This window comes from Rhodobacteraceae bacterium S2214 (assembly GCA_025141675.1).
In the GTDB taxonomy this organism is placed as follows: Bacteria; Pseudomonadota; Alphaproteobacteria; order Rhodobacterales; family Rhodobacteraceae; genus Yoonia.
The window spans coordinates 2,220,642-2,243,181 of sequence record CP081161.1; the positions used below are offsets into that span (position 1 = coordinate 2,220,642).

The 22,540-nt window shown below is 55.5% G+C and carries 22 protein-coding genes and 1 tRNA gene; 14 read left to right on the forward strand and 9 right to left on the reverse strand.

Going from position 1 to position 22,540, the window contains the following annotated elements; all coding sequences use genetic code 11:
* Nucleotides 1-396 precede the first annotated feature (396 nt).
* Nucleotides 397-482 (reverse strand) — tRNA-Leu (locus tag K3729_11040).
* 67 nt (nt 483-549) lie between these two features.
* The gene (locus K3729_11045) at nt 550-1,410 is read right to left on the reverse strand and encodes a neutral zinc metallopeptidase (GenBank protein ID UWQ98007.1); all 861 of its coding nucleotides are present in this window, start codon (nt 1,408-1,410) and stop codon (nt 550-552) included.
* A gap of 112 nt (nt 1,411-1,522) precedes the next feature.
* Here K3729_11045 and K3729_11050 point away from each other — a divergent pair, with 112 nt between their 5' ends.
* Together K3729_11050 and K3729_11055 are read left to right on the forward strand one after the other, a co-directional pair.
* Nucleotides 1,523-2,101: a DedA family protein gene (locus K3729_11050; GenBank protein ID UWQ98008.1), complete on the forward strand. Its 579-nt coding sequence runs from the start codon at nt 1,523-1,525 to the stop codon at nt 2,099-2,101.
* A complete protein-coding gene (locus K3729_11055) occupies nt 2,101-2,547 on the forward strand; it encodes a disulfide bond formation protein B (GenBank protein UWQ98009.1) in 447 nt (148 codons plus the stop codon). The genes K3729_11050 and K3729_11055 overlap by 1 nt, the downstream gene beginning before the upstream one ends.
* Nucleotides 2,548-2,553: 6 nt before the next feature.
* Here K3729_11055 and K3729_11060 read toward each other — a convergent pair whose 3' ends face one another.
* Nucleotides 2,554-2,973, reverse strand: a complete 420-nt coding sequence (locus K3729_11060) for an Lrp/AsnC family transcriptional regulator (protein UWQ98010.1) — start codon at nt 2,971-2,973, stop codon at nt 2,554-2,556.
* Between the two features lie 98 nt (nt 2,974-3,071).
* Between K3729_11060 and rocF the strand changes: the two genes are divergently transcribed.
* The 6 genes from rocF (at nt 3,072) to gluQRS (ending at nt 10,978) form a co-directional block, all read left to right on the forward strand.
* Complete coding sequence (rocF, locus tag K3729_11065; protein ID UWQ98011.1) at nt 3,072-4,001, forward strand: arginase; 930 nt, start codon at nt 3,072-3,074, stop codon at nt 3,999-4,001.
* Nucleotides 3,998-5,041, forward strand: a complete 1,044-nt coding sequence (locus K3729_11070) for an ornithine cyclodeaminase (protein ID UWQ98012.1) — start codon at nt 3,998-4,000, stop codon at nt 5,039-5,041. Before rocF ends, K3729_11070 begins: the two co-directional genes overlap by 4 nt.
* Before the next feature lie 94 nt (nt 5,042-5,135).
* Nucleotides 5,136-7,886 carry a DNA gyrase subunit A gene (gene gyrA, locus K3729_11075; protein UWQ98013.1) on the forward strand — a complete coding sequence of 917 codons (2,751 nt, stop codon included), beginning with the start codon at nt 5,136-5,138 and terminating at the stop codon, nt 7,884-7,886.
* A gap of 105 nt (nt 7,887-7,991) precedes the next feature.
* A complete protein-coding gene (locus K3729_11080) occupies nt 7,992-8,720 on the forward strand; it encodes a hypothetical protein (protein UWQ98014.1) in 729 nt (242 codons plus the stop codon).
* An 87-nt stretch (nt 8,721-8,807) separates the two neighbouring features.
* Nucleotides 8,808-10,163, forward strand: a complete 1,356-nt coding sequence (gene trmFO, locus K3729_11085; protein UWQ98015.1) for a methylenetetrahydrofolate--tRNA-(uracil(54)-C(5))-methyltransferase (FADH(2)-oxidizing) TrmFO — start codon at nt 8,808-8,810, stop codon at nt 10,161-10,163.
* Nucleotides 10,160-10,978 (forward strand): tRNA glutamyl-Q(34) synthetase GluQRS, encoded by an 819-nt coding sequence (gene gluQRS, locus K3729_11090; GenBank protein UWQ98016.1) that lies wholly within the window; start codon nt 10,160-10,162, stop codon nt 10,976-10,978. The genes trmFO and gluQRS overlap by 4 nt, the downstream gene beginning before the upstream one ends.
* A gap of 7 nt (nt 10,979-10,985) precedes the next feature.
* On the opposite strand, the gene hisI is transcribed toward gluQRS, so the two are convergent.
* Nucleotides 10,986-11,345 carry a phosphoribosyl-AMP cyclohydrolase gene (hisI, locus tag K3729_11095; protein UWQ98017.1) on the reverse strand — a complete coding sequence of 120 codons (360 nt, stop codon included), beginning with the start codon at nt 11,343-11,345 and terminating at the stop codon, nt 10,986-10,988.
* A gap of 67 nt (nt 11,346-11,412) precedes the next feature.
* On the opposite strand from hisI, the gene K3729_11100 reads away from it, so the two are divergent.
* Entirely contained in the window at nt 11,413-11,859 is a 447-nt protein-coding gene (locus K3729_11100; protein ID UWQ98018.1) for an iron-sulfur cluster assembly scaffold protein, read from the forward strand.
* Between the two features lie 433 nt (nt 11,860-12,292).
* Here the strand turns inward: K3729_11100 and recG are convergent, their stop codons facing one another.
* The 4 genes from recG to K3729_11120 form a co-directional block, all read right to left on the reverse strand.
* Nucleotides 12,293-14,383, reverse strand: a complete 2,091-nt coding sequence (recG, locus tag K3729_11105) for an ATP-dependent DNA helicase RecG (protein UWQ98019.1) — start codon at nt 14,381-14,383, stop codon at nt 12,293-12,295.
* Entirely contained in the window at nt 14,380-16,539 is a 2,160-nt protein-coding gene (ligA, locus tag K3729_11110) for an NAD-dependent DNA ligase LigA (protein UWQ98020.1), read from the reverse strand. Before ligA ends, recG begins: the two co-directional genes overlap by 4 nt.
* Before the next feature lie 123 nt (nt 16,540-16,662).
* On the reverse strand, nt 16,663-17,376 hold the full coding sequence (locus K3729_11115) for a response regulator transcription factor (protein UWQ98021.1): 714 nt from the start codon (nt 17,374-17,376) through the stop codon (nt 16,663-16,665).
* A gap of 90 nt (nt 17,377-17,466) precedes the next feature.
* Complete coding sequence (locus K3729_11120; protein UWQ98022.1) at nt 17,467-17,745, reverse strand: DUF1153 domain-containing protein; 279 nt, start codon at nt 17,743-17,745, stop codon at nt 17,467-17,469.
* 143 nt (nt 17,746-17,888) lie between these two features.
* Here K3729_11120 and mnmA point away from each other — a divergent pair, with 143 nt between their 5' ends.
* From mnmA to K3729_11145, 5 genes are all read left to right on the forward strand, one after another.
* Nucleotides 17,889-19,028: a tRNA 2-thiouridine(34) synthase MnmA gene (mnmA, locus tag K3729_11125; GenBank protein UWQ98023.1), complete on the forward strand. Its 1,140-nt coding sequence runs from the start codon at nt 17,889-17,891 to the stop codon at nt 19,026-19,028.
* Nucleotides 19,029-19,040: 12 nt separating this feature from the next.
* The gene (locus tag K3729_11130) at nt 19,041-20,102 is read left to right on the forward strand and encodes an acyltransferase (protein UWQ98024.1); all 1,062 of its coding nucleotides are present in this window, start codon (nt 19,041-19,043) and stop codon (nt 20,100-20,102) included.
* Between the two features lie 81 nt (nt 20,103-20,183).
* Nucleotides 20,184-20,543: a hypothetical protein gene (locus K3729_11135; GenBank protein ID UWQ98025.1), complete on the forward strand. Its 360-nt coding sequence runs from the start codon at nt 20,184-20,186 to the stop codon at nt 20,541-20,543.
* Nucleotides 20,540-21,160 carry a DedA family protein gene (locus tag K3729_11140; GenBank protein UWQ98026.1) on the forward strand — a complete coding sequence of 207 codons (621 nt, stop codon included), beginning with the start codon at nt 20,540-20,542 and terminating at the stop codon, nt 21,158-21,160. The genes K3729_11135 and K3729_11140 overlap by 4 nt, the downstream gene beginning before the upstream one ends.
* Before the next feature lie 174 nt (nt 21,161-21,334).
* A complete protein-coding gene (locus K3729_11145) occupies nt 21,335-21,553 on the forward strand; it encodes a hypothetical protein (GenBank protein ID UWQ98027.1) in 219 nt (72 codons plus the stop codon).
* Between the two features lie 28 nt (nt 21,554-21,581).
* On the opposite strand, the gene K3729_11150 is transcribed toward K3729_11145, so the two are convergent.
* Nucleotides 21,582-22,526: a glutathione S-transferase N-terminal domain-containing protein gene (locus tag K3729_11150; GenBank protein UWQ98028.1), complete on the reverse strand. Its 945-nt coding sequence runs from the start codon at nt 22,524-22,526 to the stop codon at nt 21,582-21,584.
* Between the last annotated feature and the right edge of the window lie 14 nt (nt 22,527-22,540).

Here is a 22,540-nt window from a genome sequence, read left to right on the forward strand (position 1 = left end):
AAAGACCACAAACAACCCTGACGTGATCTGCCTTTAGGGCCGCTCACCCGCGTTATGTCATTTGGACGACAAGTCATTGTTTCCAAATCTAAAACAATAATTCCAACCAAAAGTGTTAACAGATTGTTAACAAAGGAATTACAGTCGAATCCTTTCAGAATGAAACCGAATTTCGTAAAGATTTTTTCAATTTCAGAACCAATCAAAGCCCATTAACCCTACGTCAACGAATTGCGGCGGAAAAATGGCCCATCACTGAAAATTGTTTCCAGCACGGCAGGCAATACTAGGGGAAAGCCTGAACTGTCATGAAATTAGAAACAGAAATAGAATCGCACGGCCCAATTCCTGCCCCATTCGGGCAAGCGTTGTTAAAGCCTACGATTTCCAGAAAATTGGTACCGGTGGCCGGACTCGAACCGGCACGTTGTCACCAACGGGGGATTTTGAATCCCCTGCGTCTACCATTCCGCCACACCGGCGTACCAATGCCGCTCTCCTAAGAGGTCTGAACGGGATCGTCAATCACCCTAACGCACTGAAATGCGATTAAAGTTGATCGACGGAAAAAGTATCGCAAATTGTCAGGTCACCACTCTCAAATCCGCGTTGGAACCATCTTTGCCGTTGCGCGCTTGTGCCATGGGTGAACGTGTGTGGCCGCACGGCCCGTCCTGCGTTGCGTGCAAGCGTATCGTCACCGATCTGGGCCGCTGCATTCATCGCTTCAGCGATATCACCACGTTCCAAGGTCCCGAACTTTTCCTGCACGGTCCGCGCCCAGATTCCGGAAAAACAATCTGCCTGCAGCTCAACCCGTACAGACAAGGCATTTGACGTTTCCGCGTCCGACTGCGCGCGAATCCTGTTCACCTGCGGCAAGATCCCCAATTCATTCTGAACGTGATGGGCAATTTCATGGGCCACGACATAAGCAGCGGCAAAGTCGCCCCCTGCACCTAATCGCTGTTCCATGGTGACGAAGAAGTCTGTGTCCAAAAATGCTTTTTCTTCGGGTGGGCAATAGAACGGCCCTGTCGCCGCAGACGCGCCACCACACGCCGATTGCGTTTGCCCTTTGAACAGTACTAGCGTCGGGGCCTCGTAAGGTTCGCCAACTTGGCGCGCAAAAATATCCGTCCATACGTCTTCTGTGTCCGCCAATGTCACGGACACAAATTGTGCTACGCGTTCATCGGCAGGTGTAATTTCAACACTGCGTTCGGTTGCGATGCCATCGGTGGCACCTCCATTCAATAACGGCGTCACATCGACACCTAGAAAATAACCGATCACAACAACAGCGATCAGGCCGAGACCACTTAGGCCACCTGCCCCCGCTTTGCGCCGTGACGGGCGCCTGCGCCGATCTTCGATATTATTGCTTCCACGCCGACCTTGCCACTTCATAAGAACCCTCACCTCTCAAACATGACTATGTTGCGGCACTTTGCGCTGTGACACAAGCTTGACCCCGTCTCAAACCCGTGGCCTAAGCAGCGCAACAAATCGGAGACGATCAATGCTACAACGCCTTTATGCTTGGACCCTGTCGTTGGCCCAATCGCCATACGCCTTGTGGGCGCTCGCTGTCGTAGCGTTCGTCGAATCGTCTTTTTTCCCGATCCCGCCAGATGTGATCATGATCCCGATGATCATCGCAGCACCGCGCCGTGCGTTTCTGATTGCTGGTGTGGCCACAGTTGCATCGGTTCTTGGCGGTCTATTCGGGTATTTCATCGGCTACGCGTTGTTTGAAACGATCGGCCAGCCAATCTTCGATTTCTATGGCAAAGCGGATGCGGTCGCCGAGTTCAGCGAAAAGTTCAACGCATATGGCGCATGGGCAGTGTTGATCGCAGGTGTGACCCCCTTCCCGTTCAAGGTCATCACGATCATGTCTGGCGTAACAGCGCTTTCGTTGCCGGTGTTTATCATCTCGGCCATCGTCGCGCGCGCCCTGCGGTTTTTTATTGTTGCCGCATTGCTTTGGAAATTTGGTGAACCCATACGCGATTTCATCGAAAAACGTCTGGGCCTGATGTTTATCGTTTTCTGTGTGCTGCTGCTAGGCGGCTTTGCACTGGTAGGACTACTATAATGAACCGTTTGCACGTCATCATCGCAGCAGGCGTGTCTGTCGCCCTTCTGGGCGGTGCTTATGTGTTCCAATACTTCGGCTATCCGCCGTGTACGATGTGCTACTGGCAACGTTGGCCACATATGGCCGCCATCGCCATCGGTGTTCTGGCCCTGATCATTCCGGCACGCATTCTGGGTTATCTCGGCGCTCTCGCCGCCCTGATAACGGCAGCCATCGGCGTTTTCCATTCCGGCGTTGAACGCAAATACTGGCCGGGCCCATCTTCCTGCACAGGCGGCGGGTTGGATGCGTCATCAGGCGCGGATCTGCTGTCTATCGACGGCCCCGTGTTGGTGATGTGCGATCAAGTCAGCTGGGAAATGCTGGGTCTATCCATGGCATCTTGGAATGCAGTCTTTTCGTTGATTGCCGTTTGGTTATGGATCGCTGCAGCCCGTCGTTAAAGTGATCTAGCGACGGCTGCTTAACAACAAATTCGTCTCTGATTTCGTAATCCCGTCATTACGGCGAATATCCGTCAACACGCGATCAAATTGTTCAAGCGTATCGGTGCCGATCTCTGCGATCAGGTCCCAAATTCCGTTCGTCGAATGCACGGCCTGAACTTCAGGAATCTTGGACAACAGGCGTGACACTTTTTCCGCGCTACGCCCCGCGATCTCAAGCATCATCAAACCACGGACGGGATGTGTCGCCGCATCGCTGCGGGTTAGCACCGTAAAGCCGATGATCTCGCCATCGGTCTGCAACCGCTCCAGCCGATTACGGGCTGTCGTGCGCGTCACCCCAAGGCTTGCTGCAAGGTCAGAAATGCCTGCACGCCCGTTTTGCCGTAAATGCGCGATCAGTCGTCTATCCGTATCGTCCATTTCAACTGTCCATTTCGATCAATGACCGCCCAAATAGCACAAAATACGCACTTCAAAAAGCACGAAAGGCATCAGACCATCTGATCATGAAACAGAACATGACAGAACAGAACTGCATCCTCATCGGTGCGCCCGTCGATTGCGGTAAACGCCGCCAAGGGTGCCTGATGGGTCCAGATGCCTATCGCACCGCCGGAATCACCGAAGCGCTGACTGACCTTGGCCACAGTGTTGCGGATCTTGGGAACTTAACGCCTGCGGATGTTGACGTGCCTGAGCCGAAGAACCCGCTTGTGCACGATCTGAAACGCACAGTTGGCTGGACTAAGACGCTATCAGAAGCCGCCGAAAATGCGGCACAATCGGGCATGCCGATTTTCTTGGGCGGCGATCACGCGCTGGCCGCTGGCACGGTATCCGGTATGGCCGCGCATTACGCCAAACAGGACCGCCCGTTCTTCGTTCTCTGGCTCGATGCGCACACCGATTTTCACACGCCTGACACAACGGACAGCGGCAACTTGCACGGAACACCAGTCGGATATTTCACAGGCCGCGAAGGTTTCGATGCTTTCCCGCCCCTGAAATCACCTGTGCCGCTTGAAAACATCTGCATGATCGGCCTCCGGTCAGTCGATCCCGCCGAACGTGCCGCTCTTGCTGGCACAGATGCCATCCTGCACGACATGCGGTCCATTGACGAACAAGGGATCAGCGCACCATTGTCAGCGTTTCTTGACCGCGTCGCTTCCGTCAACGGCGCGCTGCACGTGTCGCTTGATGTTGATTTCCTTGACCCAAGCATAGCCCCCGGCGTCGGCACAACCGTTCCTGGCGGTGCTACCACCCGCGAAGCGCACTTGATCATGGAAATGTTGTGTGACAGCGGCTTAGTCGGTTCTCTTGATCTTGTTGAACTGAACCCATTCCTTGATGATCGCGGTATGACCGCCAACCTGATGGTTGATCTAGTCGCCAGCCTGATGGGCCGCCGCGTCTTTGATCGCCTGACACGGAGCCGGAAATGAACCAACCTTCCCACCTTGCCCTCGTCCCGTTTGTTTCAGTCGAAAACATGATGAAACTGGTCCACCATGTGGGTCTCGAAACATTCCTGAAAGAACTCGCCACTGAAGTCGAAACCGACTTCAAACGGTGGCCGATCTTCGACAAAGCACCGCGCGTGCCGTCACACTCCGACGTTGGCGTGATCGAATTGATGCCGACATCCGACGGTGAACTCTATGGGTTCAAATACGTGAACGGCCACCCAAAGAATATGAAAGAAGGCCTGCAAACCGTCACGGGGTTTGGTCTTTTGGCCAATGTGAACACAGGCTACCCCGTTCTGTTTTCGGAAATGACCGTTCTAACCGCACTGCGTACCGCGGCGACGTCAGCAATGGCGACAAAACACCTTGCGCGGCCGGATTCCAAAACCTTGGCCATGATCGGCAACGGCGCGCAATCCGAATTTCAAACCATCGCGTTGAAAGCAGTCTGCGGCATCGACACGGTACGTCTTTACGATATCGATCAGGCGGCGACGGCCAAGTGTGCGGCTAACCTTGCGGGGCGCGGGATCACCGTCATCCAATGTAAATCGCCCGAAGAAGCCATCGAAGGCGCGGACGTCATCACCACCGCGACCGCCGACAAAGAAATGCAAACCATCCTGACCGACAACATGGTCGGCAACGGCGTGCACATTAACGCCATTGGCGGCGACTGTCCGGGCAAGACCGAATTGCACAGCGATATCGTGGCCCGCGCATCTATGTTCGTGGAATACCCCGAACAAACGCGGATCGAAGGCGAACTGCAGCAAATGCCGCTCGATCACCCGTTTACGGAACTGTGGGAAGTCATCAATGGCACGGCCACAGGTCGCAAAGATGCTGCGGAAATCACGCTGTTCGACGGCGTCGGTTTTGCGATCGAAGACTTTTCTGCCCTGCGCTACGTCCACGATAAAATCAAAGGGACAGAGTTCTTCAAAAACCTCGATATGATCGCCGATCCGGACGATCCACGGGACCTTTTCGGCATGGTCATGCGGGCGAAATAGGCATCAAGGCGTACGGGGCATTGCACACGCGATCTGGTATCTGTTACATTCTGATCAACAAATTATAGTAGATCCAGAATCTTAGGCGGACCACGTGAGCGATACCCCGGAAACCCCTGAAAACGCAGACGAAAATCGGCCTGAAAAGCCTGTATATGATGGCCCAGCCGTCACAATCGAACACGAGCTGAAAACCAGCTATCTCGATTATGCGATGTCGGTCATCGTCAGCCGTGCGATTCCGGACCTGCGGGACGGTCTAAAACCGGTTCACCGTCGTATTTTATACGCGATGAACGAAACCAATAACACGCACGACAAACCGTACCGGAAATCATCGCGTCCGGTTGCCGAAACCATGGGTAAATACCACCCGCACGGTGACAGCGCGATCTATGACGCACTTGTACGGATGGCGCAGGATTTCTCGATGTCGTTGGTCCTGCTTGATGGTCAGGGCAACTTTGGCTCTATGGACGGCGACCGCGCCGCGGCCTACCGATATACCGAAGTCCGGATGAAAAAGGTGGCACTAGCGCTGCTTGATGACATCGACAAGGACACGGTCGATTTCCAAGACAACTACGACGGCAAGGACAAAGAACCGACCGTCTTGCCCGCCAAATACCCGAACATGCTTGTCAATGGCGCTGGCGGCATCGCCGTGGGTATGGCGACGAACATTCCGCCACATAACCTAGGCGAAGTCATCAACGCGACGCTTGCGCTCATCGACAGCCCTGATTTGTCTATCGAAGAGCTGATCGAATACGTACCGGGCCCCGATTTCCCGACAGGCGGCGTTATGCTGGGCCGTTCTGGCGCGCGCAAAGCCTACCTTGAAGGTCGCGGCTCCGTCATCGTTCGCGCGAAAACCCACATCGAAGAAATCCGCAAGGATCGCTGGGCGATTATCATCGACGAAATCCCCTATCAGGTGAACAAATCCGCGATGATCGACAAGATTGCGGAAGCGGCGCGTGACAAGAAAATTGAAGGCATCGCCCACGTCCAAGATGAAAGCGATCGCAACGGTGTACGGGTCGTTGTTGAACTGAAACGGGACGCAACGGCAGAGGTCGTTTTGAACCAATTGTTCCGCTTCACACCGATGCAGACCTACTTTGGCTGTAACATGCTGGCGTTGAACGGCGGTAAGCCGGAACAACTGACGCTGCGCAGCTTCCTGACCAACTTCATCGACTTCCGCGAAGACGTTGTAGCCCGCCGCACCGCCTATCTGCTGCGCAAAGCCCGCGAACGGTCGCATATCTTGTGCGGCTTGGCGGTTGCGGTCACCAACATCGACGAAATCGTCGCCACAATCCGGTCGTCCGCTGACGCCTCTGAAGCCCGCGAAAAGCTGATGACACGTCGCTGGCCAGCTGAATCGATCCTCGAATATATCGCACTGATCGACGATCCGACCCACACGGCGAACGACGATGGCACTTACAATCTGTCCGAAACACAGGCCCGCGCGATCCTTGAACTCCGTCTGCAGCGCTTGACGCAGATCGGTGTGAAAGAAGTGACGGACGAACTCGAAGAGCTCGCCAAGAAGATCAAAGAATACCTCGAAATTCTTGGGTCTCGCGAACGGATCATGCAAATCATCCGCGATGAGATGATCGAAATTCGTGACAACTACGCCGTGCCGCGTCGGACAGAGATTGTCGACTGGTCTGGCGACATGGAAGACGAAGATCTCATCGAAAAAGAGGACATGGTCGTGACCGTGACCTCCGGTGGTTACATCAAACGGACCGCCCTCGCCGACTTCCGCGCACAGCGGCGCGGCGGCAAAGGTCTGTCGTCGATGCAAACCAAAGAAGAAGACGTCGTCACGACGCTTTTCGTCGCCAACACCCACACGCAACTGCTGTTCTTCACAACAGACGGCATGGTCTACAAGCTCAAGACATGGCGTCTGCCACTTGGGTCACGGACCGCAAAAGGCAAAGCCATCGTCAACATCCTGCCGATCCCGGCTGGTGTGTCGATCGCGGCCATTATGCCAGTCGATCGCCCCGAAGAAGAATGGGCCGATCTGCAAGTCGTCTTTGCGACATCCGCAGGAACTGTGCGCCGTAACGCCCTGTCAGACTTCACAAATGTGATGCGCAACGGCAAGATTGCGATGAAGTTCGAAGGCGAACACGAAAACACGACGCTGATCAATGCCCGTATCGCATCCAACGATGACGACGTAATGCTGGTCACAAATTCGGGCCGCGCGATCCGCTTCCCAGCCACCGATGTGCGCGTGTTCAACTCGCGTAACTCCGTCGGTGTGCGCGGCATCAAGCTGCAAGGCGACGACAAAATCGTTTCCATGTCGATCATCCGTCACTTCGACGCAGAGGCAGATGAACGTGCCGCTTACCTTAAAATGCGCCGCGCAATGGCAGGTCTGGCCGACGACGCAGAGGTCGAAGACGAAGAAGCACCTGCCGGTGCGATCAGCCAAGAACGCTACGCAGAAATGTCCGCATCCGAAAACCTGATCCTCACGATCACATCAAAAGGGTCTGGTAAACTATCGTCTTCACACGATTATCCGGTACGCGGGCGTGGCGGTATGGGCGTCACTGCGATGGACAAAGCGATGCGCGGCGGTGAAATCGTATCCAGCTTCCCAGTTGATACGGGCGATCAAATCATGCTCGTCACATCGGCGGGCCAATCCATCCGCGTCCCCGTCGAAGGTATTAGCTTCCGGTCACGATCTGCAGGCGGCGTAAAGGTCTTTGATACGGCCAAAGGCGAAGAAGTCGTCAGCGTGGCATGGATCGCCGAGCAAGAAGACGCCGACGATGCCACCGAAGGTGATGCAGACGCGTAACAGACGATTGCCCGCGTCACGGATGCGATTGCGACGACGCGGGCAATCACTTATCCACAACCTCAAGGAACGCGCATCGACGTTCTACCAACTTGAGGTGACAAAATGATTTACAAAACACTTTTGGCCAGCAGCATCGCACTTGCTGCCTGCGCGTCAGGCGCATCCGCACAAAACTTCAGCGGTAACCTCGGCTTTAACTACGCACATCCTTCCGAAAGCGACGACCTCTCAGCGACCGAATATTTCGGTGGTTTGGAATATGCGATCAACCGCAACTTCGCGATCGCTCTTGATCTGTCCGGCTACAGCATCGAAGACGTCGATGCGACGATCGTCAGTTCCACATGGCACCTGATCTACCACCTGAACGAAACCGCGTCCTTCGGGGCGTTTGCTGGCGCTGATGTTCTCGCCGCTGACACCGAGGTTGGCACTGTTGCCGAAAGCCTCAGCTTCGCAGGTCTTGAAGCAGGTGCCGAATTCGGTGAAGGCGAAGCCGAAGGTTACATTGGTTTTTCAACCACTGAAGGTGCAGAAGAAGATTTCACAATGTTCGGCGCATCCGGCGCATATACATTCGCACCAGCTTTCTCGGCAATCGCATCTGGTGATTTCATCAATGCGGATTCCGCTGATCTCAGCAATCTGGCCGTTGGCGTCCAATATGAAATCTCTGGTGGTCCAGAAATATACGGTAAAATTGGTCGTAGAGCTGCTGAAGATGATGACGGTGAAGTCACAAGCAGCTACGTCGAAATTGGCGCGACTATCAGTTTTGGCGCGAACCGCGGCACCACCTTTAACGGTCGGAGCTATTTCGAACAGTTCTGATCCGATCTAACGCTACTATACAAGAGGCGTCGTTCAGATGAACGGCGCCTCTTTGCAATTCGAGTAGATCACTATACATCGCGGACCATGACACACACACTCAATATCATTGGCGGCGGCATGGCCGGCTCCGAAGCCGCATGGCAGGCTGCAAACGCTGGCATCAACGTGGTGATCCACGAAATGCGGCCTAAGGTCGAAACCTTTGCCCATCGCACTGGTAATCTGGGCGAGATGGTATGTTCGAATTCATTCCGGTCAGATGATCACGAACAAAATGCTGTAGGCCTGCTGCATTGGGAAATGCGCGCGGCTGGCGGCTTGATCATGGACATGGCGAACAAGCACCGTATTCCTGCGGGCGGCGCATTGGCCGTTGATCGCGATCCCTTTGCCGAAAGCGTCACTGCAGCATTAAAAGCGCATCCTAACATTTCGATTTCATACGATGAAATCACATCGCTGCCCGACGATGGATTGTGGATCATTGCGACTGGCCCACTGACGTCAGGCAACCTTGCCGAAGCGATTCAATCAGAGACAAGCGCCCAAGCGCTCGCGTTCTTCGACGCCATTGCCCCCATTATCTACCACGATTCCATCAACATGGACATCGCGTGGATGCAGTCGCGCTATGACAAAGGTGAAACGCTGGAAGAGCAGACAGCCTACCTGAACTGCCCGATGACCAAAGACCAATACGAAGGCTTCATCGACGCGCTACTGGCCGCCGAAAAGACCGAGTTCAAAGAAGGCGAAACCGCGGGATATTTCGACGGCTGTCTACCCATCGAAGTCATGGCGGAACGTGGCCGCGAAACCCTACGATTTGGTCCGATGAAGCCCGTTGGCCTAACCAACGCGCATGATCCTGAAAACAAACCCTACGCAGTTGTGCAGCTACGTCGCGACAACGCCCTTGGCACACTCTACAACATCGTCGGCTTTCAGACCAAGATGAAGTACGGCGCGCAAAAGACTGTTCTTAAAATGATTCCGGGTCTGGAAGATGCAGAATTTGCACGGCTTGGCGGCATCCACCGGAACACATTCATCAATTCACCCACGCTTCTTGATCACGAGATGCGGCTTCGGTCGAAACCAAATCTGCGGTTTGCGGGTCAAATCACAGGCGTTGAAGGCTACGTCGAAAGCGCCGCGATGGGGCTGCTTGCTGGACGCATGGCAGTGGCGGAACTGACTGGGCAAACTCTCGCGCCGGTACCAAACACGACCGCGATGGGCGCCCTCGTCACCCACATCACGGGCGGTGCGGAGGCAAAAACGTTCCAACCAATGAATGTCAATTTCGGCCTTTTCCCACCGTTGGAAGGCATGAAATCAGGACGTCGCGGGCGCAAAGAACGCTACAAAGGCTACACAGATCGCGCGAAGATCGATTGGCAAGCATGGCTCGGCCAACAGGCTGAAACCGCTGCGTGATTACGCGCTTTGCACCTTCGCCGACTGGGCCGCTGCACATCGGGCACGCCTATTCGGCGCTGTTGGCGCATGACACGGCGCGGGCGCAGAACGGGAGCTTCCTGCTACGGATCGAAGATTTCGATAGCACGCGCAGTCGCCCAGACCACATCGCGCAGATACTGGATGATCTGGCATGGCTCGGCTGCACTTGGGACGCACCCCCGCGCATACAATCTGAACACCTGCCCGATTATGCTTATGTGATTGACACGCTAGCGGCCAAAAACCTCGTTTTCCCGTGCGATTGTGATCGTAAACGCATTCTGAATACGGGCGCAAAACCGGGTCCAGACGGACCAATCTATCCGTACACTTGCGCCGCTCGCACGATGGCGTCGGCCGCACCAACCGACGCAATCCGGCTTAACTTAAAGGCGGCCCTCAGCCACCTGCCCGCCCAATTGCGTTACATGAACAACGACGAAGAAGTCTTTATACTTACGTCCGAAATGCCAGACATCATCGGCGCACCGATCCTGCGACGCAAAGACACTGGCGACCCCGCTTATCACCTGACCTGCACGCACGACGACGCCCTACAAAACGTCACGCATGTGATCCGTGGCGAAGACGTTGCACCGCTCACGCCGATTCACGTCATCCTGCAACAACTCATGGGCTGGCCGACGCCGACCTACCGGCACCACGGCCTGATCACCGATGCCACAGGCAAACGTCTCGCCAAAATCGACAAATCGAAATCTATTGCGAGCTACCGCGCCGAAGGTGCCACACCAGACGACATTCGCCGCATGGTTGGGCTACCGGCATAGCCGCGCTTTATAACTCAGGAGCCATCAGCTCGACTTCTTCGCCAGTCTCGACACCCGTGTAGAAACACGTCCGGCGCATCGTGTGGCACGCAGCCCCAATCTGGCGGACCGTCACAAGCAGACAATCACGATCACAATCCACGCGCATCGCCACTAAGGCCTGCGTATGACCGGATGTTTCACCTTTGATCCAGAACGCCTGCCGCGACCGCGACCAATAGGTCACTTTTCCAGTCTCAAGCGTCTTGGCCACCGCTTCCGCGTTCATCCACGCCATCATCAAGACTTCAAGCGTTTCAGCGTCTTGCGCAATCACAGGGATCAGGCCTGCGTCATTGTACGTCAGTGTTGTTGGATCAAATGTCATCGTCTTGGCCTTTGCAAAATCCATCCTGCGGCCTATCTATGGGGGACAACGCGAAAGGGCAAACGCCGTGACAGCCGAAAACGACATGATCAAACTCTATTCGGGCCGTATTCTGGCGCTGGCAGCCGACATGCCACGGACAACACGCCTGCAACAACCGGATGGAACCGCCAAAAAAAGGTCCCCTCTGTGCGGATCAACGGTAACTGTTGATGTGACCTTGACGGATGGTAAGATCAGCGACTACGCCCAAGACGTCAAAGCCTGCGCATTAGGTCAAGCAGCCGCATCTGTGATCGGATCAGCGATCGTGGGGCTCACACCTGAACAAATCCAACATGGACGTGATCAGCTCCTTGCGATGCTCAAGGAAAATGGAACCGTGCCAGACGCACCGTTCGATGGACTTGATGTTTTGGAACCTGCGAAAGACTACAAAAACCGTCATGCGTCGATCCTGCTTGCATTTGACGCGACACTTGACGCGATCCACGCGGCCAAAACCACTGCCTAAACGCCCTGTCCCATAACCGTGCCCCTAAAAAAAAACCGCCGCACATCCGGGCAAGGATGGCGGCGGCAGGAAGTTGGATCGCATGTCCGGCTCTAAATCCTAAGGGAGAGGCAAATCCCCAAATCAGGACGGGACGGGCAGGTCAGCAATTGCGAGGTGGGACAGGCAAATTACGTGAACCGAACATGCGTTCCAGGCAGGTCAGACCATCGCGGGCAGCGATAGACCAACAAAAAGCATCACACACAAAGCAGCAACACCAAGCGCGTCAGAGATGATCGTATCGCTGCTGCGGATCAGTGCGGATTTGATATCTTTGGCCATGTCGGCGCTCCTTGTTGCTCGTTTGTTCTGTTGCTACTTTGTTCCCATATTGGAAACCTTCTGTAAAGAACTTTGTGAGAACATTTGTGAACTTTTTAGAACAAACAGGCTAACCCACTGAAATCAAACGGATCGCTTTATCCTGTTCCATTAACCAAAGTAGCACGCGCGCCGCCTTGCCCCGATCTGTTTCCAAAGATGGATCATCCGTCAGCAGTTTTCTGGCATCCGTCTGCGCCACCGCCATCAAATCAGATTGCCGTTCCAAATCCGCGATCCGGAAACGCGGTAGCCCTGATTGCGCCGTCCCGATCACGTCGCCAGCACCGCGCATGGCTAAATCTTCTTCCGAAATCCGGAACCCGTCTTCGGTTTCGCGTAGAATTTCCAGTCGCCGCCGACCTGTTTCGGACATCGGTTCTTGGAACAACAACAGACACGTCGATGCCGCAGCCCCACGCCCGACCCTGCCCCGTAGCTGGTGCAACTGCGCTAGACCAAAGCTTTCCGCGCGTTCGATCATCATGATCGACGCATTTGGGACGTTCACGCCGACCTCGATCACCGTTGTCGCGACGAGAACCTTCGTTTCGCCTGCCACGAACTTCGCCATCGCAGCATCTTTGTCTGCAGGCGGCATTTGACCGTGAACCAGCCCCACAACGCCTTCGCCCAACGCCGCGCGCAACCGTTTGAACCGTTCCTCAGCGGCGGTCATGTCCACAACCTCGGATTCCTCAACCAGTGGACAAACCCAATAGGCTTGCTTTCCGTCCGCAACCGCTTTGCGTAGTTTCTCAACAACTTCGTCCATGCGCCCGGTCGAAATAAGCGCCGTTTGGACTGGCGTCCGTCCTGGCGGTTTTTCATCCAACACCGACACATCCATGTCACCATATTGCGCCAGCGCGAGGCTGCGTGGGATCGGCGTCGCCGTCATGACCAACACATCAACCGCCTGCCCCTTGGCCCCTAATTCCATCCGCTGCGCCACCCCAAACCGGTGTTGTTCGTCAATAACCGCGAGCCGAAGATCATGAAAATGCACGTCTTTCTGGAACACCGCATGGGTGCCCACCAAGATCTGAATATCCCCGTCGGCCAGCGCCTGCAGTTTCTCGCGACGCGCCACACCTTTGTCGCGGCCAGTCAAAAGCTCCAATCGGATACCCGCGTCCGCCGCCAACGGCTGCAACCCTTCCAGATGCTGCCGCGCCAAAATCTCGGTCGGGGCCATCATCACGCCCTGCCCGCCAGCTTCAACCACGCATAGCAACGCCATCAACGCTACAAGCGTCTTGCCCGATCCCACATCCCCTTGCAAAAGCCGGTTCATCTTTAGCGGTTTCGCGATATCTGCCGCGATCTCAGCAATGGCACGGGTCTGTGCCCCCGTCGGCTGATAAGGCAACGCATCCAACACCTTACGCTGCAAAACTCCGGTGCCTTTGGACCCGATCCCCTTGCCACGCCGCGCCACAGCCCGTGCCAAAGCCAGTGTAATCTGATGCGCAAAAAGTTCGTCATACGCCAACCGCGCACGGGCCGGATGTTCAGGCGAAAGGTCCTGCATAGCGGTCGGCGCATGGGCCTGCGACAAAGCATCTGCCCAATCCCGCCACCCCTCGCGATCCTTTAACGCAGGATCAATCCATTCAACCACGTCCGGCAATTTTTCCAACGCAGACCGCGTGGCTTTCCACATCAATTTCTGCGTAATCCCCGCATGCAGCGGATAAACTGGTTCAAATGCCGGAAAAGTCGCGGCCTCGTCTGGGGTGACGACATGATCAGGATGAACCATCTGAGCGACACTATCGAAAATCTCGACCTTGCCCGATACGATCCGCTTTTGCCCCGTCGGCAAAAGCCGCTGCAGATAATCGCCGCGTGCGTGAAAAAACACGAGCTGGAATTCGGTCTGCTCGTCCGTCACATGAATGCGGTACGGCCTTCCCCGCGTTTTTGGCGGATAATGCGCGCCGACCGTCACCGTAACAGTCGCCACTGCAGGTGCCACGACGTCACGGACAGAGCCACGCAATTGACGATCCACCCCAGACACCGGCAAAGTCATCAAGATATCGCGCGGCTTTTCAACGCCCACGTCCTGCAAGGTCAAAGCCGTCTTCGGGCCAATCCCATCAAGCGTTTGAAGCCCCGCAAAGAGCGGAAAAAGGACGTCCGGACGCCCGCTCATGCGTCGCCAATCAGCGCCAGCCAGCCGTCCTCGTCCAGTGTTTCCACGCCCAACGACGCGGCCTTCGTCGCTTTTGACCCTGCACCCGGTCCCGCAATCAAGATGTCTGTTTTGGCACTGACGGACCCGGATACTTTCGCACCCAGCGCCTCTGCGCGCGCCTTTGCTTCGGCCCGCGTCATTTTCTCTAGAGTTCCTGAAAACACAACCGTTTTGCCGGCGACAGGGCTGCCGGACGTGTCGCGCACAACGGCGTCCTGCACTTGCAATTCGGCCATCAAACGATCAATCGACGCGCGTTCGGCGTCATTGTGAAACGCCTCTAAAAACGATGTCGCCATCACCGCGCCGACCCCATCGATGCCCAAAAGATCGTCCCAAGCGGGTCCTTCACCGATAACCGCCCGATCCACGGCCTGCGCGAGCGCATCCCAGCTGCCATAATGATTAGCGAGCAACTGCGCACCTGAATCGCCGACATGCCGGATCCCTAACGAGAACAGCAATTTCGGAAGCGGGATTTCACGTTTATCATCAATGGCATCCAGCAGATTCTTCACGCTGGTTTTGCCGAATCCATCGCGGTTTTCCAGCTTTGCCAAAGCCGCATCATTGCGGGCGCGAAGTGTGAAAATGTCCGCAGGTTCCTTAATCGGCAAAGCGTCGTCATGATAGAACATTTCGACCTGTTTGGCACCCAACCCATCGATATCAAACGCACCACGACTGACGAAGTGCTTTAACTTTTCAACGGCTTGCGCAGGACAAATCAATCCACCAGTGCAGCGTCGCACAGCATCCCCCGCTTCACGCACCGCAGGCGATCCGCATTCGGGACACACCTCTGGAAATACATAAGGCACCGCATCATCGGGGCGTTTTGAAAGGTCCACATCCTTGATCTTCGGAATTACATCGCCCGCGCGGTAAATCTGAACCAGATCGCCGACACGCAAATCGCCCCCTTCGCGGATCGCTTCGCCATCGCCGCCCAATCCCGCGATATAATCTTCATTATGCAACGTCGCATTCGACACTACGACACCGCCAACCGTCACCGGCGTCAGCCGCGCAACCGGTGACAAAGCCCCAGTGCGCCCGACCTGAATGTCGATCGCATCCAACGTCGTCCACGCAAGTTCGGCGGGGAATTTGTGGGCAATGGCCCAACGCGGCGTCGTGGACCGAAACCCCAAACGCCGCTGCAATTCCAAATCATCCACCTTGTAGACAACCCCGTCGATGTCATACCCAAGGTCCGCCCGATCATGCCCGATCTGTTCATAATGCGCGATCATATCCGCCGCCGTATCGCATGTCCGCGTTAACGGGTTCGTGCTAAATCCAAGCGCCTTGAGCCGCGCAATCGCGCCGGATTGCGTGTCTGCCAACGGTTCGGACAATTCGCCCCATGCGTAGGCGAAAAACTCCAACGGGCGCGCCGCCGTGATCTTAGAATCCAACTGTCGCAAAGATCCGGCCGCCGCATTGCGCGGGTTCGCAAACGGCTTTTCGTCCTTTTCCACCTGTCGCGCGTTCAACGCGGCGAAATCGGCATGGCTCATGTAAACTTCGCCGCGCACTTCAAGCACCGCAGGTGCACCCGAGATCCGATGCGGTACATCGGTAATCGTCAGCGCGTTCGCCAACACATTTTCGCCGACCGCGCCATCACCCCGCGTGGCAGCTTGTTTCAGCACTCCGTCTTCATACCGTAGCGACAACGATAGTCCGTCAATCTTGGGTTCGGCCGTAAACGCCAAGGGCGTCGTCTGGTCCAAATTCAGGAACTTGCGCACGCTCTTTTCGAAGTCGACGACATCATCAGCGTTAAACGCATTGCCCAGAGACAACATCGGAACCGCATGCGCAATCTTGCCGAACTTGTCAGCAACAGCAGCCCCAACTTGATCGCTTGGACTGTTCGGCAATTTCTGGTCTGGGTAGGCCGCTTCAATCGCGGCGTTCAATCGCTTTAGCCGGTCGTAGGTCGCGTCATCAATCTCTGGTGCATCGTTCGTATGATACGCTGTATTCGCATCACCCAGAACGGCAGCCAGACGCGACAGGACCGCCGCGGCATCCTCTTTACCGACATCCGCCGCGTCGATCTCAAGCAAATCGTTCAGGTCGGTTTGAGCGGTGGTTGGCGCCATTGGTCAGTCCCTTGCAGTTTGGTGCCCCCATGGCCCCTCTGCAAAGTTTTAGGGCGACCCTTCTAGCTCGTCCAGCCAGATCGGTCGCCCTTTGTCATTCTCTTTATCCATCGCACCGACGGCTTAGGCCCCGATAGCAAGCCGTTCTTCATTCGCACCAACTTCCGGATCACGCAGCACATAACCACGGCCCCAAACAGTTTCGATGTGATTTTCGCCATTCGTCGCGTTGCTCAACTTTTTGCGCAATTTACAAATGAACACGTCAATAATTTTCAGTTCCGGTTCATCCATCCCGCCATAGAGATGGTTCAAGAACATCTCTTTCGTCAGCGTTGTTCCTTTACGCAACGAAAGTAATTCGAGCATCTGGTATTCTTTGCCGGTCAGATGGACAGTGTTCCCGCCAACATCCACGGTTTTCGCGTCTAGATTGACTGCAATCCGTCCGGTTTTGATGATGGACTGGGCGTGCCCTTTCGACCTGCGAATAATCGCATGAATCCGCGCGATCAGTTCTTCGCGATGGAAAGGTTTCGTTAGATAATCATCCGCGCCGAAGCCAAATCCCTTGATTTTTCCTTCGGTGCTGTCATCGCCCGTCAGGATCAGGATTGGTGTATCAATCCGGCTCATCCTCAGCTGACGCAGCACTTCGTGACCGTTCATATCAGGCAAATTCAGGTCCAGAAGGATCAGGTCATAATCGTACAGCTTGGCAAGATCGATCCCTTCTTCCCCGAGATCGGTCGCATAAACGTTTAGGTTCGCATGAGTGAGCATCAATTCGATGCTTTTTGAAGTCGTCGGGTCGTCTTCAACCAGCAGTACGCGCATCTGTTTTCTCCGCTTTTTCTTGGCACCACCAACATATTGCAAGAATAGTTAATGACACGTTACCGGTAACAAAAAAGATGCCACTTCTCCCTAGGGTTGTCTATAGCGCTGCAACGACGTCGTCTTTAATGCGGCCTCCCCGTGTTCGGCGACTGCGGTTTCCCATTCCGCAAACTCTTCATCGGACAAACTGTACATCTCCAACGCCTCGGGCCGTGTCAGCAGCCCTGCGGCAACGGCTCTAATGACGGACGCCTTGCGCGATGCCACCCAACGTCGTGTATCGGTCGGTGGCAAATCAGCGCGGGTCATGACAGACCCATCGGGCAGCGTCACGGAACGTGGCCCATCAATCTTTCGCAAATACATCTTGCTTCCCTTTGCATTTTGCACTGGGACGCACATATGAAGAAAATCGCTTAAGTTTCGGTAAGCTTGCCGAAACGGAGTAACTTGCAATTTCAGCAAATTTGTTGGAAACGCCCTGAAAGCCCATAAAAAATTGGTGTGATATGTCTTTGGATCAACCGTTAAATTCCCTTGGTTTTGCAAAACCGCCGTCGGAAACCCGCGTCGTCGTAGCGATGTCCGGTGGAGTGGACAGCTCTGTTGTCGCGGCAAAGTTGCACGAAGAAGGCTATGACGTCGTCGGTGTGACCTTACAATTGTACGATCACGGGGCCGCTTTGGCCAAAAAAGGGGCATGTTGCGCGGGGCGTGATATCCATGATGCACGCCGCGTCGCCGAAGAGATGGGGTTCCCCCACTACGTCTTAGACTACGAAAACACCTTCAAAGAAGCCGTGATGGACGAATTCGCCGATAGCTATCTGGCTGGTGCAACGCCTGTGCCCTGCATCCGCTGCAACGAGCGTGTGAAATTCAAAGACCTGTTGGAAACGGCCCGCGACCTCGACGCGGATTGCATGGCGACCGGTCACTACATCCAGCGCATGATGGGTGGAGCGGGCTCCGAACTGCATTCCGCAGGCGACCCAACCAAAGACCAAAGCTACTTCCTGTTCTCGACCACCCGTGAACAGCTTGATTACCTGCGTTTTCCGCTTGGGCATCACACGTCCAAAGAAGAAACACGTGCGCTCGCCGCGAAATACGGGCTAAGCGTTGCGGACAAACCCGACAGCCAAGACATCTGCTTTGTACCCAACGGCAACTATGCAGCCGTGATCGAAAAACTGCGTCCCGGTGCTGCCGAACCTGGCGATATCGTGGATACGAACGGGAACGTCCTCGGCCAGCATCGCGGTGTCATCCATTACACCATCGGTCAGCGCCGCGGTCTGGGGATCGGCGGTTTGGCCGATCCGTTGTATGTCGTGCGGCTGGATGTGGACAAAAAGCACGTGATCGTCGGGCCGAAAGACCTGCTCGCAACACGCAAGGTCCCCCTGCGGGAAATCAATTGGCTGGGCGATGGCGACTTGATGGACGGCGGCGAACGGACAATCGCGGTAAAGGTTCGGTCAACCAAGCCCCCTATTGACGCCGTTCTGCGGCCAATTTCGAATACCGAAGCCGAAGTCGAACTGCTCGTCGCAGAAGAAGGCGTATCACCCGGGCAAGCTTGCGTGTTTTATGACCCTGACGGGACACGCGTTCTTGGCGGCGGCTGGATCTGGCGCGGTTATTGAGCTGCACCCAGCATGACGCCTCTGCCAAGTAACCTTCAGGAATTGACGTCAGTACGGGCCTTGGCCGCATTCATTGTGGTGATTTTTCATCAGTTCTTTGACGCGGCCAATCCCCCTAGCATTGGAAACAACCTGATCGCCGACGGCCATTTAGGCGTTGATCTATTTTTCATGTTGAGCGGCTATATTCTGGCGCATGTCTACCTCTCGGCATGGCGAGAGGGCACGTTTTCCTACAAACGCTTCCTTACAAACCGCTTCGCCCGTCTTTACCCCCTTCACCTGACGATGACGTTGATCTTTGTCGCGGCTTATCAGGCGCTTGCAATCATGGGCGCGGAAACGGTCGCCGAAGGGCAAAACTGGGCGCATTTGCCGTGGCACCTCGCGCTAATGCATGCGTGGGGGGTGACGGATGGGCATTCTTGGAACTTCCCGTCTTGGTCAGTCAGCGCGGAAACCTTTGCCTACCTGATGTTTCCAATCAGTCTGACAATCGCATTGATCTTTCGACCGGTTGTCACGCTTGTTCTGGCGATTTGCCTCTTCGCCGCCGCATCCCTGTTCACCTTGGCCGTCCTTGACCGTTCCATCACCAAACTGATGTTTGATTTCGGGATCATCCGCGTCATGACCGAATTCCTCATCGGCTTGGCGATATATCTGGTCATGGAGAAACGACGGCTCCCCGATGTCTGGATCAGACCTTGCCTTTGGATCAGCGTCGCTGCAGTTGGGCTTCTGTCTGCATTCCAAGCCGATGAACGGTTGATTGTCATGGCCCTCGCCGTGTTCCTTGCGACACTGGCGCATTTGGCCACGCAAGAGCGATCCAACATCCTGCGCCATCCCGTCTTGATCTATCTGGGCGAGATTTCGTACGCGACCTACATGGTACACATCCTCGTACTATTTGCCGTCCCTGTTGTCGCTCAACGGGTTGGTGGACTTAGCGAACAGATGACCGCTGTCATTTCGATCACCACGATCTACGTGGCGTCCGCGATCCTGTATCACCTTATTGAACGACCCGGCCGGCGCTGGATCAGACGCCTGTTAGGATCACCCGCTTGACACCGGACGACCATCCGCCATGGTCTCCGCAAGAAATACCGCGCGGTGCGCAAGCCCAAATGAACAGGACAGGACAACCGGATGAGCCGACCGCACCCCATTTGGAGCTTCCTGCGCAATCATCTTGGCGTATTCGCCATCTTGATCATCGCTTGTGCCGCCGGCCTTTGGTTCGCCGCCGACATCTTCTTGGATTTTCTGCATTTCAATGATCCGCGACATCAGGATGAAGCCCTGAAACCATGGATGACGCCGCGCTACGTTGGCATGTCCTATGATCTGCCACGGCCCGTTGTTGGCGAAATCTTTGGGCTCACCGAAGGTGGGCCGCGCGGCATGACCATGCGTACCATTGCAGTTGAACAAAACATGTCACTGGACGCGCTGACCGAAAAAGTCCGTGCTGCTGCAGAAGCTTTCCGTGCGGAGACCCAAAAATGACCGCAGCGGTGATCGGCCTCGTTCCGGAATACGGGCTTTTCCTCTTGTTTGGTGTGGTATCGTTAGCGTGCCTCGCGATGCCGCTGCCGTCGTCTGTTCTTGTGCTGACGTCAGGGGCGTTTGCGGCGTCGGACGACCTGACGCTGTGGCAGGTTTTTGTCGTTGCGTTTGTAGCGTTCCTCATTGGCGACCAAATTGCATTTATGATCGCATCCCGATTTGGGCCGCGCATTTTGGATTGGATGCGCAGCAAACCGCGCCTGCTGCCCGTTCTGGAAAAAAGCGAAGCCTTGCTGCATTCCAAGGGCCACGTCGCGGTGCTGCTTAGCCACACGGTCCTCAGCCCGACCTGCCCTTACATTAGCTATCTGTGCGGTGCGGGCGGTATGCGATGGCTGAAATTCACGATCATGGCCGCGATCGGGGCCGCGATCTGGACAGCCGCATATGTGTCCTTGGGCTACATGTTTGCATCCCAGCTATCGCAGGTCGCAGATATCCTCAGCAACTTCTTTGGGATCATCTTTGCGGGCTTGCTGGTGCTCTATTGCGTGATCTGGCTGCGCCGTAAATGGCGGGCACATCTGGCAGACATCGCAGCTGAACACGGCCAATAACCCTGCCTGACCTCGATTTGTCGCCTGAGAAACGGGCCGCGACGGAAACGCTGCCCTGCTGCGTTCAATGCTTAACGGTATGACCCAAAACGTCGGTTAGGTTATTTTTGCGCCCCAATTCCCCGCGACCAACAAATGCACCGACGTTAATCTTTTTGAAAAAGGAAACGACACGTGAATCGCATAGCTGAACTTCTAGCCGAGACTTTAACGTCCGCCGAACGCGGCGTGCTCAGCAGTATTGCGCATTCAAAGCTGCAACACGACGCAGACACGATCGCGAAACTGAAAAGCCTGCGACTGATCTGCGATGCCGACACACCCGCACTCTATACCTTGACCAGCCTTGGCGGCGAAGTCGCCTATATCGTCCGCGTCAAACTCGCAGCGTAAGACCTTAGTCTTTGCGTGTCCGGCAGTGTCACAGCACCGTAATGCGGTAGCCTGCACGCGGGAAATGCACCGCGACCTCGCCAACATCATCACCCTTGCGATCAATGCTGACAGTTTCGGCGTCCGCATAGCGTAACGTCCCTTCCACAGGCTGTTCGCCCCCATCTACGTCGGGGTTGATCGAAACACGATCGCCGACCTTCAAACCTTGCGGATCATTTGGAGCCACACCAATCAACGACTTTGGCGCGGCATCTCGCGCCGTTTCCACCGCATCCTGCGCATCCAAAGGCGTTGGCGCCCCATGGCCCAATGCGGCAACGTCAGCTTCCCAACGGGTCAATGCAGTGAATTCGGACAACATCTCGGGGCCACCAGACCAGCGGCCTTTGATGAACCAGATGATATGATAAACCTGCGCATCAATCGCGGCTGGCGCATCGCCCAACAGGTATTTGCGCCCATCACTGAACACGCTGTTAATCCACGACAACGGGGCACGCAATTGCGCCACGATATGCGGCAGATCAGCGTTGGCTTTCTTCAGCCCCTCTGCCCAGTCTTCCCCCAAATACAAACGCCCGCGGTCTTCGGCAAAGTCACGCGGAAGATTGTCACCCTGCGCGCCAAGAACCAACTTCAAGGCAAGCGTAAACAACTCCCCGTCCGTCCAGCGGCTTAGACACCACATCAGCCCCGCATCAGCGGTGGGCATATAACTCGGCTCCGGATAACGACGCTCCAATTCACGCAAGATGCACTGGCTGTCGCAATAAATATCCGCCCCGATTTGCATCACAGGCGTACGCCGATACCCGCCAGTCAATGCAGTCAGCATCGGCTTTGGCGGCAAACGGGGAATCTCAACATCGCGCCAAGCAAGCCCCTTGATCCCAAAGGCCACACGCACCTTTTCGGCGACCGGAGACTGAGGGTAGTTGTGAAAGATAATCTCGGGCGTCGTGTCAGTCATTCGGTTACCTTTTC